Annotated in this window: 17 protein-coding genes; all 17 read left to right on the top strand. The window is 42.4% G+C overall.

Annotated features, from left to right (window positions below):
- Positions 1–155 precede the first annotated feature (155 nt).
- The 17 genes from cls to rplV all read left to right on the top strand — a co-directional run bounded on the left by cls (position 156) and on the right by rplV (position 13,012).
- On the top strand, positions 156–1,688 hold the full coding sequence (gene cls, locus B7714_RS03455; protein ID WP_084859649.1) for a cardiolipin synthase: 1,533 nt from the start codon (positions 156–158) through the stop codon (positions 1,686–1,688).
- Positions 1,689–1,761: 73 nt separating this feature from the next.
- Positions 1,762–1,905, top strand: coding sequence for a hypothetical protein (locus tag B7714_RS09900; protein ID WP_164497043.1), 144 nt, complete (start codon positions 1,762–1,764; stop codon positions 1,903–1,905).
- Positions 1,906–1,940: 35 nt separating this feature from the next.
- The gene (locus tag B7714_RS03450; RefSeq protein ID WP_084859648.1) at positions 1,941–3,458 is read left to right on the top strand and encodes a damage-inducible protein CinA; all 1,518 of its coding nucleotides are present in this window, start codon (positions 1,941–1,943) and stop codon (positions 3,456–3,458) included.
- 120 nt (positions 3,459–3,578) lie between these two features.
- On the top strand, positions 3,579–5,786 hold the full coding sequence (gene nrdD, locus B7714_RS03445) for an anaerobic ribonucleoside-triphosphate reductase (RefSeq protein WP_162284798.1): 2,208 nt from the start codon (positions 3,579–3,581) through the stop codon (positions 5,784–5,786).
- Positions 5,787–5,797: 11 nt separating this feature from the next.
- Positions 5,798–5,938, top strand: a complete 141-nt coding sequence (locus tag B7714_RS09895) for a hypothetical protein (protein ID WP_000521629.1) — start codon at positions 5,798–5,800, stop codon at positions 5,936–5,938.
- A gap of 43 nt (positions 5,939–5,981) precedes the next feature.
- A complete protein-coding gene (locus B7714_RS03435; RefSeq protein ID WP_000603391.1) occupies positions 5,982–6,482 on the top strand; it encodes a GNAT family N-acetyltransferase in 501 nt (166 codons plus the stop codon).
- Between the two features lie 9 nt (positions 6,483–6,491).
- Complete coding sequence (locus B7714_RS03430; protein ID WP_000423439.1) at positions 6,492–6,998, top strand: GNAT family N-acetyltransferase; 507 nt, start codon at positions 6,492–6,494, stop codon at positions 6,996–6,998.
- A gap of 4 nt (positions 6,999–7,002) precedes the next feature.
- Complete coding sequence (gene nrdG / locus B7714_RS03425; RefSeq protein WP_000220157.1) at positions 7,003–7,599, top strand: anaerobic ribonucleoside-triphosphate reductase activating protein; 597 nt, start codon at positions 7,003–7,005, stop codon at positions 7,597–7,599.
- Positions 7,596–8,222 carry a uridine kinase family protein gene (locus B7714_RS03420; RefSeq protein WP_000725974.1) on the top strand — a complete coding sequence of 209 codons (627 nt, stop codon included), beginning with the start codon at positions 7,596–7,598 and terminating at the stop codon, positions 8,220–8,222. The genes nrdG and B7714_RS03420 overlap by 4 nt, the downstream gene beginning before the upstream one ends.
- Positions 8,223–8,789: 567 nt before the next feature.
- Positions 8,790–9,203, top strand: coding sequence for an effector binding domain-containing protein (locus tag B7714_RS03415; RefSeq protein ID WP_000478847.1), 414 nt, complete (start codon positions 8,790–8,792; stop codon positions 9,201–9,203).
- A 255-nt stretch (positions 9,204–9,458) separates the two neighbouring features.
- Positions 9,459–9,767, top strand: a complete 309-nt coding sequence (gene rpsJ / locus B7714_RS03410) for a 30S ribosomal protein S10 (protein ID WP_001284513.1) — start codon at positions 9,459–9,461, stop codon at positions 9,765–9,767.
- A gap of 82 nt (positions 9,768–9,849) precedes the next feature.
- Positions 9,850–10,476, top strand: coding sequence for a 50S ribosomal protein L3 (rplC, locus tag B7714_RS03405; RefSeq protein WP_000160197.1), 627 nt, complete (start codon positions 9,850–9,852; stop codon positions 10,474–10,476).
- Between the two features lie 24 nt (positions 10,477–10,500).
- Entirely contained in the window at positions 10,501–11,124 is a 624-nt protein-coding gene (rplD, locus tag B7714_RS03400) for a 50S ribosomal protein L4 (protein WP_000024539.1), read from the top strand.
- The gene (locus tag B7714_RS03395) at positions 11,124–11,420 is read left to right on the top strand and encodes a 50S ribosomal protein L23 (protein WP_001055347.1); all 297 of its coding nucleotides are present in this window, start codon (positions 11,124–11,126) and stop codon (positions 11,418–11,420) included. The genes rplD and B7714_RS03395 overlap by 1 nt, the downstream gene beginning before the upstream one ends.
- A gap of 17 nt (positions 11,421–11,437) precedes the next feature.
- Entirely contained in the window at positions 11,438–12,271 is an 834-nt protein-coding gene (gene rplB / locus B7714_RS03390; RefSeq protein ID WP_000512910.1) for a 50S ribosomal protein L2, read from the top strand.
- A gap of 103 nt (positions 12,272–12,374) precedes the next feature.
- A complete protein-coding gene (rpsS, locus tag B7714_RS03385; protein ID WP_000533766.1) occupies positions 12,375–12,656 on the top strand; it encodes a 30S ribosomal protein S19 in 282 nt (93 codons plus the stop codon).
- An 11-nt stretch (positions 12,657–12,667) separates the two neighbouring features.
- Positions 12,668–13,012, top strand: coding sequence for a 50S ribosomal protein L22 (gene rplV / locus B7714_RS03380; RefSeq protein ID WP_000818137.1), 345 nt, complete (start codon positions 12,668–12,670; stop codon positions 13,010–13,012).
- The last annotated feature ends 1 nt before the right edge of the window (position 13,013 follow it).

Below are 13,013 nucleotides of genomic sequence, written 5' to 3'. Positions count from 1 at the left end.
TATAGTAAGGGTGTAGTTTAAGAACCTTGCAGTTCTTGGAATAGTTTGAATAGAAAAAGGCAAAAGGTTGCTAACTACCCCTGAACTGAGGTATACTAGTAGAAAGATTAGTTTATCAAGCGACGAGGGAGAATGTTAGAAAAGGAAGGGGATGTATGACAGCTAGAAAAATGCAGCTACTCATGTCTAAGTATGGTTTTAGTATTACCATCATGTTGGCAGAGTTGTTTATCATCTTTGGTTTGTTTCTCTATCTAGGGCAGATGGCTCCAATTGTCTGGATTATCCTAGTCATTTTAGTGAGTTTAGCGACCATTGTATCGATTGTCAATCGATCTATGAATCCTGAGAGTAAGGTAACATGGCTGTTAGTAGCCTTTGTGCCAGTGTTTGGGCCATTGCTCTATATCATGTTTGGAGAACGCCGTTTATCTAAAAAAGAAATGAAGCAGCTAAAGCAGCTCCAATCAATGGTTGATCGAGAGGACAATAGCAGAGCTCTCCGTTTGGAGTTAAAGGAACAAGACAAGTCAGCTTACGGAGTTATCAAATCTCTCCTCAGCATGGACACGAATGCCGATGTCTATGATCGAACGGATACACAATTTTTTGCATCTGGTGAAAGCATGTGGCATCAGATGCTAGAGGATCTCAAGAAAGCTGAGAAGTTTATCTTTCTCGAATACTATATCATCGAAGAAGGTTTGATGTGGAATAGTATTTTGGAGATTTTGGAAGAAAAGGCAGCTCAAGGAGTAGAGGTGAAGCTTCTCTATGATGATATTGGTTGTATGGCAACCTTGCCCGGAGATTACACCATCCAGCTTCGTGGTCGAGGGATTGAAGCCCACAAATTTAACAAGGTGATTCCACGTTTGACTGTTGCTTATAACAACCGTGATCACCGTAAAATCATGATTATCGATGGTCAATTTGCCTATACAGGTGGTATCAATCTGGCTGATGAGTATATCAACCATATCGAACGCTTTGGCTATTGGAAGGATAGCGGTATTCGTCTGGATGGACCAGCAGTTAAGGCTTTTACCAGACTCTTTTTATCTGCCTGGTACATCAACCGTGGGGAAATTAGCGACTTTGACCAATACCATCTCGAAAATCAGCCAAAAGATGGGATGGGGCTCTGTATTCCCTATAGTAGTGGACCAAAGCCCATCTACCGAGCCCAGGTTGGAAAAACGGTCTATCAAAATCTTATCAATCAAGCTACAGACTATGTTTATATCACGACACCCTATCTGATTGCTGACTATGATCTCACCGAAAGTATCAAAAATGCAGCGTTGAGAGGGGTAGATGTGCGAATCGTGACGCCTTGTATCCCAGATAAGAAGGTTATTCAGTTAGTTACTCGGGGAGCCTATCCAGACTTGCTATCTGCGGGGGTTCGCATTTATGAGTACAGTCCCGGCTTTCTTCATAGCAAGCAAATGCTTGTCGATGGAGAGGCAGCTACTGTGGGGACCATCAATTTTGACTATCGTAGCTTGCTCCACCACTATGAAAATGCCGTTTTGCTTTATAGAACGCAGTCTATCATCGATATTGAAAGGGACTTCGAAGAGATTTTTAAAGTTTCTCAAGAAATTTATCCCCACACTATCAAAACCAGCTGGTATCAAAGCCTAATCAAGGAAATTGTCCAGTTGTTTGCACCTATGCTCTAACTATCGACCAAGATCTAGCCCAAGGCTGGGTCTTTTTTGTCTTCTTACGAATAGATAAGTAAAGGAGAAAACCATGCTTAATCTAGAAGATGATGATTTTATCAGAGAGTATAGTAATAGTCGATTTCATCGTTTTCGTGAAATCGAACGCTTTGCGTTATTGGATAAGAAATTCAGCAAATATCAATCCCAAGCTGACATTCCTGTAAGATTTTGATATACTAAAACAGATAAACTTAGAGGAGAAATTGAATGAACGTATACGGGAAAATAGATGAGAAACAAGAAGAATCTCATTACCAAGACTGGTCAGTGCCAGAGAAACGAGAAGGAGCTCCCATTCCCTTTTTTAGTATCATGATTTGGAGTTTAGTGGCCACAGCCATTTCGGTTGTCCTGCCTTTTATTTTTGGCTTAGTCAGTCCGCAACAAACTCAGGATCTTTATACCGGTTGGGCCTTGCATCAAAATGGTCAAATGTATACAGATTATTTTGGGACGGAGGGATTGCTCTATTATGTGCTAACCTACCTTTTTCAAGGCAGTGTTTTGATTGCTTTGGTTGAGTGGTTGGCCTTGTTTGGAGCAGGTGTTTTCCTTTTTAAGGCTGCAGATACTCTTGTCGGCCAAGAAAAGGAAGCGAAGCGAGTTGTCTTTATTTTATACTTGCTTGTAGCGGGCCTCGCTTTTGGTGGCGGTTATGCTCTCTTGCTAGCCCTGCCTTTCCTATTTTATTCATTGAATATCGTTACAAATTATCTAGCTTTTCCAAAGGATGACAGAGGATTTGTACGAGTGGGTATGAGCCTTGCTCTCGCTTTCTTCTTTGCGCCAGTCCCAACAGCCTTGTTTGCGGCTGTACTGGCCTTGGGGATTATCGGCTTTAATCTAGGCAAAGGTCACTTTGTTCATGGCCTATATCAGTTCTTTGCGTCAGCCCTAGGATTTTCACTCTTATTCTATCCTTTAGGCTACTATACAGTGTGGACAGGTAGTTTTGGAGATGCCATTAGCCAGACCTTGTATCCGGTAAATACTCTTAGCCTCTTTTCAAATTCGCATTTGCTTGAAAATGCAGCCTTCTATGGCTTGCTTGCTATTGGATTAGGTTCCCTTGGCTTGCTCTTTGCAGGCTTGTTCCAGTCAAAACCAGCCAAGCAATATGCCTTATCGATTGCTGCTAGCTTGGGATTGTTGGTTTCTTTGGGAATCTTGATTCTCTCCAAAGAACCTATCAACGGTACTCGTCTTGTGGTGCTAATTCCTTTCTTGGTCTTGCTCCTTCTGACCGGAATCAAGGAAGATGTTTCGGATGGAGAGAGTCGTCGTAGAAGAAGACGTGAGAAACAAACTTCTTTCCTTAAAGGAAATTTCTATCTACCACTGATTGCCCTTGCCTACCTCATTGTTCTTCCTATCGTGAGTCGCTACCTTTCGCACCCAGCGACTTATCAGGAGAGAGACCGTCTTGCTAGCGTGGTCAAACAACAAACGAGTTCTGAGGATCGTGTCTATGCTTGGGATGATCGTCCTGACTTCTACCGTGCAAGTGAACGCTTGGCGCCGACTTCTCTATCAACTCCAACACTTTATACTGCAAGCGATGAAAATAAAACCAAACTGATGAATGACCTGAAAGAGAATCAACCGAAGATGATTGTGGTCAATCAAAAAGTTGCCTTGTGGTCAGATGTAGAGAGCTGGCTCAGTGAAAACTATGAGCTTGTTCAGACAGATACTAGCGAGTTCAAACTTTATAAATCAAAATAACAAAAAATCAATATCTTGTGGAATTTTAAAAAATTTAGGATTTTTAACACAAGATATTGATTTTTATTTTTAGAGTGGTATAATACTTCATAGAACAACATTTTAGAAAAGAGCATGGATATGATTGTATTAGAAGAAAAGCTTGCAACCGTTCCCACCTTGTTCGTTGAAAAACGAGATGGTAGACGAGTGGTGTTTGATGTAGACAAGATTGACAAGGCTCTCCACAAGGCGGCGGAAAAGGTTATGGACGTTACGCCTCTAGTAGAAAAACGCCTAAATGGTCTAGTTGAAAGAATCGTGACTGAAATTCACAGTCGCTTCCCTCAAGGTGTCAAGATTTACGAAATTCAAAATGTCGTAGAACATGAACTCCTTGAAGCCAAAGAATATGCCTTGGCTGAGGAGTATATCACTTATCGGACACAAAGGGATTTTGAGCGCTCAAAAGCGACAGATATCAACTTTAGTATCCATAAACTTCTCAATAAAGATCAAGCAGTTGTCAATGAAAATGCCAATAAAGACAGCGATGTCTTCAACACCCAACGTGATTTGACAGCAGGGATTGTTGGGAAGTCAATCGGGCTGCAAATGCTTCCTAAGCACGTAGCTAATGCTCACCAAAAAGGGGATATCCACTATCATGACTTGGACTACAGCCCCTACACTCCGATGACCAACTGCTGTTTGATTGATTTTAAAGGCATGCTGGAAAATGGTTTTAAGATTGGGAATGCAGAGGTAGAGAGTCCCAAGTCTATCCAGACTGCGACAGCTCAAATTTCACAAATCATCGCCAACGTTGCTTCTAGCCAGTACGGGGGCTGTTCAGCTGACCGTATCGATGAAGTCTTGGCGCCTTATGCGGAGAAGAATTATCAAAAACACCTCAAGGATGCGGAAGAGTGGGTCTTGCCCGAAAAACGGGAAGATTACGCTTGGAAAAAAACGCAAAAGGACATCTACGATGCCATGCAATCTCTTGAGTATGAAATCAACACCCTCTTCACTTCAAATGGACAAACACCTTTTACTTCGCTCGGTTTTGGTCTAGGAACTAGTCGTTTTGAGCGGGAAATTCAAAAAGCTATCTTAAACATCCGAATCAAGGGGCTTGGTTCAGAACACCGTACAGCTATCTTCCCTAAACTCATCTTTACGCTGAAAAGAGGCCTTAACTTAGAGGAGGGGTCACCTAACTACGATATCAAACAGTTGGCTCTTGAGTGTGCAACCAAGCGGATGTACCCAGATGTCTTATCCTATGATAAGATTATCGAACTGACAGGCTCCTTCAAGGTTCCTATGGGCTGCCGTTCTTTCCTCCAAGGATGGAAGGATGAGAATGGTGTCGAGGTCAATTCAGGTCGTATGAATCTAGGTGTTGTGACAGTCAATCTGCCTCGTATCGCCCTCGAGTCTGAAGGGGATCTGAATAAGTTCTGGGAAATCTTCAATGAGCGTATGAACATCGCAGAAGATGCTCTGGTTTACCGTGTTGAACGGACCAAGGAAGCAACACCAGCGAATGCCCCTATCCTTTATCAGTACGGAGCCTTCGGTCGCCGTCTCGGAAAAGAAGAAAGTGTAGATCAACTCTTTAAGAATCGCCGCGCGACAGTTTCGCTGGGCTACATCGGTTTGTACGAAGTTGCGACGGTCTTCTTTGGAAACAGCTGGGAAAGCAATCCTGAAGCCAAGGAATTCACATTGGATATCATTCGCGATATGAAACGACGTGTGGAAGAGTGGTCTGACCAATATGGTTACCATTTCTCTATCTACTCCACACCGTCTGAAAGTCTGACAGACCGCTTCTGTCGCTTGGATACAGAGAAGTTCGGCTCTATTCCGGACATCACGGACAAGGAATACTACACCAACTCTTTCCACTACGATGTTCGTAAAAATCCAACACCGTTTGAAAAATTAGACTTTGAGAAAGTTTATCCAGAAGCAGGTGCGTCAGGTGGCTTTATCCATTATTGTGAGTATCCAGTTCTTCAACAAAATCCTAAGGCCCTGGAAGCTGTTTGGGACTATGCCTATGACCGAGTTGGCTATCTAGGGACCAATACTCCGATTGATCGTTGCTACAAGTGTGACTTTGAAGGGGATTTTGAACCAACTGAGAGAGGCTTTGCTTGTCCCAACTGTGGAAATAATGATCCTAAAACAGTTGATGTTGTGAAACGGACTTGCGGTTATTTAGGAAATCCACAAGCTCGTCCAATGGTTAACGGACGTCACAAGGAAATCGCTGCGCGTGTCAAACACATGAACGGCTCAACCATTAAAACAGCCGGACATGAAGTAATAAATTAGAAGGAAACGCAATGGGGAAATACCAATTAGACGATAAGGGACGTGCTCAAGTAACCCGTTATCATGAAAAACATTCGAAAGGTGGAGTAGGAAAAAAAGAACGCTTGCTCAACCTCAGAGAACAGTTTTTAAACAAGAACAAGAAAAAATAAAAGTGAGAGTTGCCTCTCACTTTTCTCTTAATTGGAGGTAAAAATGATACTACGCAGACCAACATTGGCAGATAAAGAAACAGTTTTAGAGATGATGGCAGAGTTTGAACAGACTCAATCAGCCCACGATGGTGGGTTTTGGAACGCCAACAATTTTGTTTATGAAGAGTGGCTAGAAGAAAATCTTCAAGCGGAAGCGGGACTCAATATTCCTGAAAACTGGGTTCCTGCTATCCAACTGGTTAGTTTTGACGTAGCAGGCCAGGCTCTTGGCTTTCTCAACCTTCGTCTCCGATTAAATGACTACTTACTAGAAAATGGGGGCCATATTGGCTACTCCATTCGTCCATCTGAAAGAGGTAAGGGTTATGCCAAAAAATCCCTCCGACAAGGTCTACAAGTTGCTAAGGGAAAGAATATTAAACGAGCTTTAGTGACTTGTAGCACAGAAAATCCAGCAAGCCGAGCTGTTATCTTAGCTAATGGTGGGGAGTTGGAGGATGTTCGAAACGGAACGGAGCGCTATTGGATTGATGTCGATTAAGGAGGAAGCATGGAGCTAAGACGACCAACTTTGGAAGATAAAGAAGCGATATTAGAGATGATTGCGGAGTTCGATGCAGCAAAATCCTATATGCACGGTGGCATGGGCTCCGCTTGGAAGCGAGCAAAGGATTATGAGGATTGTTTAAAGATTGTAGAGCAGCAAGAGGATGCTGTCAACCTGCCAGTAGGCTGGGTTCCTGCAATCAAATTTTTATCCTTTGATGAGACCGGCTTACCTTTGGGATTTTTAGCCCTGCGCTTGTCCTTGAATGACAAATTATTTGTGGAAGGCGGTCATATTGGCTATTCTATCCGTCCCAGTCAACGAGGCAAAGGATATGGGAAGGAGCAGTTGAGATTAGGACTAGCAGAGGCTCGAAAGCAAGGATTGGAACGAGTGCTGATTACTTGCGATGAAGACAACGAAGCCAGCCGCCGCACGATTCTCTCCGCTGGCGGTGTTTACGAAAATACAATCGATAGAAGTCAGCGCTACTGGATAGATTTGGGGTAAAAGGATGACATGGAATACACCAAAACCAGGTGAATGGAAAAGCGAGGAGCTTAGTAAAGGGCGAATCATTGACTACAAGGCCTTTAACTTTGTAGATGGAGAAGGAGTGCGCAACTCCCTCTATGTCGCAGGCTGTATGTTCCACTGCGAGGGCTGCTATAATGTTGCGACTTGGTCTTTCAATGCAGGTATTCCTTATACAGCAGAGTTAGAAGAACAGATCATGGTAGATCTTGCCCAGCCCTATGTTCAAGGATTGACCCTGCTAGGAGGAGAACCCTTTCTTAATACAGGAATTCTCTTGCCCCTCGTCAAACGTATCCGTAAGGAATTGCCAGATAAAGACATCTGGTCTTGGACTGGATATACCTGGGAAGAAATGATGCTGGAAACTCCAGATAAACTGGAACTCTTGTCGCTGATTGACATCCTTGTCGATGGACGGTATGATAAAAGCAAGCGTAATCTCATGCTCCAGTTTCGAGGTTCCTCTAATCAACGAATTATCGATGTGCAAAAATCCCTCAAAAGTGGGCAAGTGGTGATTTGGGACAAGCTTAATGACGGAAAAGAAAGCTATGAACAGGTGAAGAGAGAATGAAGAAAAAAGACCTGATAGAGCAACTGGTTTCAGAGATTGAAACGGGAAGAATTAGGACGTTAGGGATCTACGGTCATGGAGCTTCAGGCAAGTCTACCTTCGCTCAGGAATTATATCAAGCCCTAGATTCTACTATAGTAAATTTACTAGAAACAGATCCCTACATTACCTCAAACCGTCATTTAGTGGTGCCAAAAGAACTTCCAGATCAAAAAGTGACAGCTTGCCTCCCAGTGGCTCATGAACTGGAAAGTTTGGAGAGGGATATTCTCGCCTTGCAGGCAGGTATGGACATCTTGACGATTGATGAACCTTGGAAGCCAAGCGAAGTCTTATCTGGTTCGAAACCGATACTGGTTGTCGAAGGGATGTCTGTGGGTTTCCTACCCAAGGAACTCTTTGACAAAACTATCTGTTTCTACACGGATGAAGAGACCGAATTAAAGCGGCGCCTAGCTCGAGATACGACTATGAGAAATCGCGATGCTTCCTTTATACTAGCTAGCCATCAGATGAGACGGGAGCAGTATCAGCGTTACTATAGAGAAACCGAGTTTAAAGCAGATATCTTAGTGGATCAATCAGAAGATAAATTCAAAGTCAAAATGACTCGTATTATATAGAAGAAAAGATTGGTTTTAATAGTCGTAAATTAGTAATTGTATGAAGATGAAATAGGAAAACAGTTTCATCCTAAAAAAACGAAAAAAAGCTCACAAATCCCTTGCAATCGCAGGGGCTTTGTGTTATTCTACCGTGGTGCTGTAAATCACATCTTTAGCTGTGATGCAAGAGGTTGTGACCACGATTGGATACACTGCCACACAACGCGCGTCGATTTCCTATTTTTGCTTTGAGTTGGAATCCCTTTATGTCTTAGACTTGAGCACAAAAAATGTTCGTTAAAAACTTTCCAGACTATATCAATAAGAATTGGAAGGATGGTCTTGGTTGAAGCCTGCATTGTTTTTCAGCTCTGGTTGAGACCGGTAAATTGAACGTTTTGTCTGTTATAGGCATCGTTTTTTCTGGGAAAAGGGAGTTGATAGTGAATGGTGTGATATATCCTATACGCAAAGAATGCTATTTCATTTTGTTGCGTGAATTAGCCTCTTGGTAGCTAGAAAGTTTAGAGCTGAGGTTGATTGCTAGTCAGTCACCTTAGAAGTGAAAGTAAAAGGAGCGAAGGAATGTTTTTAAAAATAATCAGTAGTATCTCTACAAATAATTTCCAAGATCCAAACATGATGGAAAAAATTAGCCATCTATGGCAGGAACACCAGAAAGAAGTAGAGGAGGCATTTGCCCAAGGGCTTTCGATTTATGCAGTCTATCATGATTATGTCAGCGACTACAAGGGGGATTACAGCTTGTCGCTCTGTAGTCTATCCGATAAAGAAGACTGGGATTTTGACACTTCAGGACAAACCTACCAAGTATTTGAGGTGGATACAAGTGATTCAAAAGGTTTTCTTCATACCTGGCAACAAATTTGGCAGGCAGAAGAAGCAAGAGAACTGCGACGTCAGTATAGTATTGATTTTGAAAAATATGATCCAGATCAGACAGTATCTATCTTTATCGCCACCTCCAAAAATGGGTAAATTGTCAAACTAAGTTTTATTTACGAAAGAGGATCAGAACATACTCTAGTAACTTAGGTTAGTAAAAAAACGAAAAAAGCTCGCAAATCCCTTGCAATCGCAGGGGCTTTGTGTTATTCTATTATGGTGCTGTAAATTACAGCCTTAGCTTTGATGCAAGAGGTTGCGACACGCTCGGTTGCATTGCCACGCAACGCGCGTCGGTTTTCTTGTGGAGCTAGCCTATTATCTTAAATAGACGAAAAGGAGAAAAAGATGGCAAACAAAAAAATCCGTATCCGTTTGAAAGCATACGAACACCGTACGCTTGACACAGCGGCTGCAAAAATCGTAGAATCAGCTACTCGTACAGGTGCACAAGTTGCGGGTCCAATCCCACTTCCAACTGAACGTAGCCTCTACACAATCATTCGTGCGACTCACAAATACAAAGACTCTCGCGAACAATTCGAAATGCGTACACACAAACGTTTGATCGATATCGTTAACCCAACTCAAAAAACAGTTGATGCCTTGATGAAATTGGATCTTCCAAGTGGTGTAAACGTAGAAATCAAGCTTTAATCCAAAGTTTGAAACCTTGAGCATGAAAAACGCTCGTTAAAAACTTTTTGAATAAAAAATATAGAAAAGGAACTATTTTCTCATGACAAAAGGAATCTTAGGGAAAAAAGTGGGAATGACTCAAATCTTCACTGAAGCTGGCGAATTGATCCCTGTAACAGTTATTGAAGCAACTCCAAACGTTGTTCTTCAAGTTAAAACTGTAGAAACAGACGGATACAACGCTATCCAAGTTGGTTTCGATGACAAACGCGAAGTATTGAGCAACAAACCTGCTAAAGGACATGTAGCGAAAGCTAACACGGCTCCTAAGCGCTTCATTCGTGAATTCAAAAACGTTGAAGGCTTGGAAGTTGGTGCTGAAATCACAGTTGAAACATTCGCAGCTGGAGACGTTGTTGACGTAACTGGTACTTCTAAAGGTAAAGGTTTCCAAGGTGTTATTAAACGCCACGGACAATCACGTGGACCAATGGCTCACGGTTCTCGTTACCACCGTCGTCCAGGTTCTATGGGACCTGTTGCACCTAACCGCGTATTCAAAGGTAAAAACCTTGCAGGACGTATGGGTGGCGACCGCGTAACAATTCAAAACCTAGAAGTTGTACAAGTTGTTCCAGAAAAGAACGTTATCCTTATCAAAGGTAACGTACCAGGTGCTAAGAAATCTCTTATCACTATCAAATCAGCAGTTAAAGCTGGTAAATAATAAAGAAAGGGGAAATCAGTCACAATGGCAAACGTAACATTATTTGACCAAACTGGTAAAGAAGCTGGCCAAGTTGTTCTTAACGATGCAGTATTTGGTATCGAACCAAATGAATCAGTTGTGTTTGATGTGATCATCAGCCAACGCGCAAGCCTTCGTCAAGGAACACACGCTGTTAAAAACCGCTCTGCAGTATCAGGTGGTGGACGCAAACCATGGCGTCAAAAAGGAACTGGACGTGCTCGTCAAGGTTCTATCCGCTCACCACAATGGCGTGGTGGTGGTGTTGTCTTCGGACCAACTCCACGTTCATATGGCTACAAACTTCCACAAAAAGTTCGTCGCCTAGCTCTTAAATCAGTTTACTCTGAAAAAGTTGCTGAAAACAAATTTGTAGCCGTTGATTCTCTTGAATTTACAGCTCCAAAAACTGCTGAATTTGCAAAAGTTCTTGCAGCATTGAGCATCGATTCTAAAGTTCTTGTTATCCTTGAAGAAGGAAATGAATTCGCAGCTCTTTCAGCTCGTAACCTTCCAAATGTGAAAGTTGCAACTGCTACAACTGCAAGTGTTCTTGACATCGCAAATAGCGACAAACTTCTTGTCACACAAGCAGCTATCTCTAAAATCGAGGAGGTTCTTGCATAATGAATTTGTATGATGTTATCAAAAAACCTGTCATCACTGAAAGCTCAATGGCTCAACTTGAAGCAGGAAAATATGTATTTGAAGTTGACACTCGTGCACACAAACTTTTGATTAAGCAAGCTGTTGAAGCTGCTTTCGAAGGTGTTAAAGTTGCCAATGTTAACACAATCAACGTAAAACCAAAAGCAAAACGTGTTGGACGTTACACTGGTTTTACTAACAAAACTAAAAAAGCTATCATCACACTTACAGCTGATTCAAAAGCAATCGAGTTGTTTGCTGCTGAAGCTGAATAATCTAAGGAGGAAATATCGTGGGAATTCGTGTTTATAAACCAACAACAAACGGTCGCCGTAATATGACTTCTTTGGATTTCGCTGAAATCACAACAAGCACTCCTGAAAAATCATTGCTTGTTGCTTTGAAGAGCAAGGCTGGTCGTAACAACAACGGTCGTATCACTGTTCGTCACCAAGGTGGTGGACACAAACGTTTCTACCGTTTGGTTGACTTCAAACGTAACAAAGACAACGTTGAAGCAGTTGTTAAAACTATCGAGTACGATCCAAACCGTTCTGCAAACATCGCTCTTGTACACTACACTGACGGTGTGAAAGCATACATTATCGCTCCAAAAGGTCTTGAAGTAGGTCAACGTATCGTTTCAGGTCCAGAAGCAGATATCAAAGTCGGAAACGCTCTTCCACTTGCTAACATCCCAGTTGGTACTTTGATCCACAACATCGAGTTGAAACCAGGTCGTGGTGGAGAATTAGTTCGTGCAGCTGGAGCTTCTGCTCAAGTATTGGGTCAAGAAGGTAAATACGTTCTTGTTCGTCTTCAATCTGGCGAAGTTCGTATGATTCTTGGAACTTGTCGTGCTACAGTTGGTGTTGTCGGTAACGAACAACATGGACTTGTAAACCTTGGTAAAGCAGGACGTAGCCGTTGGAAAGGTATCCGCCCAACAGTTCGTGGTTCTGTAATGAACCCTAACGATCACCCACACGGTGGTGGTGAAGGTAAAGCACCAGTTGGTCGTAAAGCGCCATCTACTCCATGGGGCAAACCTGCTCTTGGTCTTAAAACTCGTAACAAGAAAGCGAAATCTGACAAACTTATCGTTCGTCGTCGCAACGAGAAATAATAGTAAACTAGTCGCCTAAGCAACTAGGAAATCCGCCAGCTCGGTAGCGCTCCATGTGAGCGCAAGCCGCTGTGGTACAACATTTAAAGGAGAAAATATAAAAATGGGACGCAGTCTTAAAAAAGGACCTTTCGTCGATGAGCATTTGATGAAAAAAGTTGAAGCTCAAGCTAACGACGAAAAGAAAAAAGTTATCAAAACTTGGTCACGTCGTTCGACGATCTTCCCAAGTTTCATTGGTTACACTATTGCAGTTTATGACGGACGTAAACACGTACCTGTTTACATCCAAGAGGACATGGTAGGTCACAAACTTGGTGAATTTGCACCAACTCGTACTTACAAAGGTCACGCTGCAGACGACAAGAAAACACGTAGAAAATAAGGAGAACATAAATGGCAGAAATTACTTCAGCTAAAGCAATGGCTCGTACAGTACGTGTTTCACCTCGTAAATCACGTCTTGTTCTTGACAACATCCGTGGTAAAAGCGTAGCCGATGCTATTGCAATCTTGACATTCACACCAAACAAAGCTGCTGAAATCATCTTGAAAGTCTTGAATTCAGCTGTAGCTAACGCTGAAAACAACTTTGGTTTGGACAAAGCTAACTTGGTAGTATCTGAAGCATTCGCAAACGAAGGACCAACTATGAAACGTTTCCGTCCACGTGCGAAAGGTTCAGCTTCACCAATCAACAAACGTACAGCTCACATCACTGTGGCTGTTGCAGAAAAATAAG

This window comes from Streptococcus oralis subsp. oralis (genome assembly GCF_002096595.1).
Taxonomy (GTDB): domain Bacteria; phylum Bacillota; class Bacilli; order Lactobacillales; family Streptococcaceae; genus Streptococcus; species Streptococcus oralis_D.
The sequence above is the reverse complement of the archived record's forward strand: the minus strand, read 5'-3'. Positions and strand labels throughout refer to the sequence as shown.

Bases quoted from the DNA above. Each gene is read 5' to 3' on its own strand.
- cls (WP_084859649.1), top strand. From the start codon at position 156: ATGACAGCTAGAAAAATGCAGCTACTCATGTCTAAGTATGGTTTTAGT.
- B7714_RS09900 (WP_164497043.1), top strand. From the start codon at position 1,762: ATGCTTAATCTAGAAGATGATGATTTTATCAGAGAGTATAGTAATAGT.
- B7714_RS03450 (WP_084859648.1), top strand. From the start codon at position 1,941: ATGAACGTATACGGGAAAATAGATGAGAAACAAGAAGAATCTCATTAC.
- nrdD (WP_162284798.1), top strand. From the start codon at position 3,579: ATGATTGTATTAGAAGAAAAGCTTGCAACCGTTCCCACCTTGTTCGTT.
- B7714_RS09895 (WP_000521629.1), top strand. From the start codon at position 5,798: ATGGGGAAATACCAATTAGACGATAAGGGACGTGCTCAAGTAACCCGT.
- B7714_RS03435 (WP_000603391.1), top strand. From the start codon at position 5,982: ATGATACTACGCAGACCAACATTGGCAGATAAAGAAACAGTTTTAGAG.
- B7714_RS03430 (WP_000423439.1), top strand. From the start codon at position 6,492: ATGGAGCTAAGACGACCAACTTTGGAAGATAAAGAAGCGATATTAGAG.
- nrdG (WP_000220157.1), top strand. From the start codon at position 7,003: ATGACATGGAATACACCAAAACCAGGTGAATGGAAAAGCGAGGAGCTT.
- B7714_RS03420 (WP_000725974.1), top strand. From the start codon at position 7,596: ATGAAGAAAAAAGACCTGATAGAGCAACTGGTTTCAGAGATTGAAACG.
- B7714_RS03415 (WP_000478847.1), top strand. From the start codon at position 8,790: ATGTTTTTAAAAATAATCAGTAGTATCTCTACAAATAATTTCCAAGAT.
- rpsJ (WP_001284513.1), top strand. From the start codon at position 9,459: ATGGCAAACAAAAAAATCCGTATCCGTTTGAAAGCATACGAACACCGT.
- rplC (WP_000160197.1), top strand. From the start codon at position 9,850: ATGACAAAAGGAATCTTAGGGAAAAAAGTGGGAATGACTCAAATCTTC.
- rplD (WP_000024539.1), top strand. From the start codon at position 10,501: ATGGCAAACGTAACATTATTTGACCAAACTGGTAAAGAAGCTGGCCAA.
- B7714_RS03395 (WP_001055347.1), top strand. From the start codon at position 11,124: ATGAATTTGTATGATGTTATCAAAAAACCTGTCATCACTGAAAGCTCA.
- rpsS (WP_000533766.1), top strand. From the start codon at position 12,375: ATGGGACGCAGTCTTAAAAAAGGACCTTTCGTCGATGAGCATTTGATG.
- rplV (WP_000818137.1), top strand. From the start codon at position 12,668: ATGGCAGAAATTACTTCAGCTAAAGCAATGGCTCGTACAGTACGTGTT.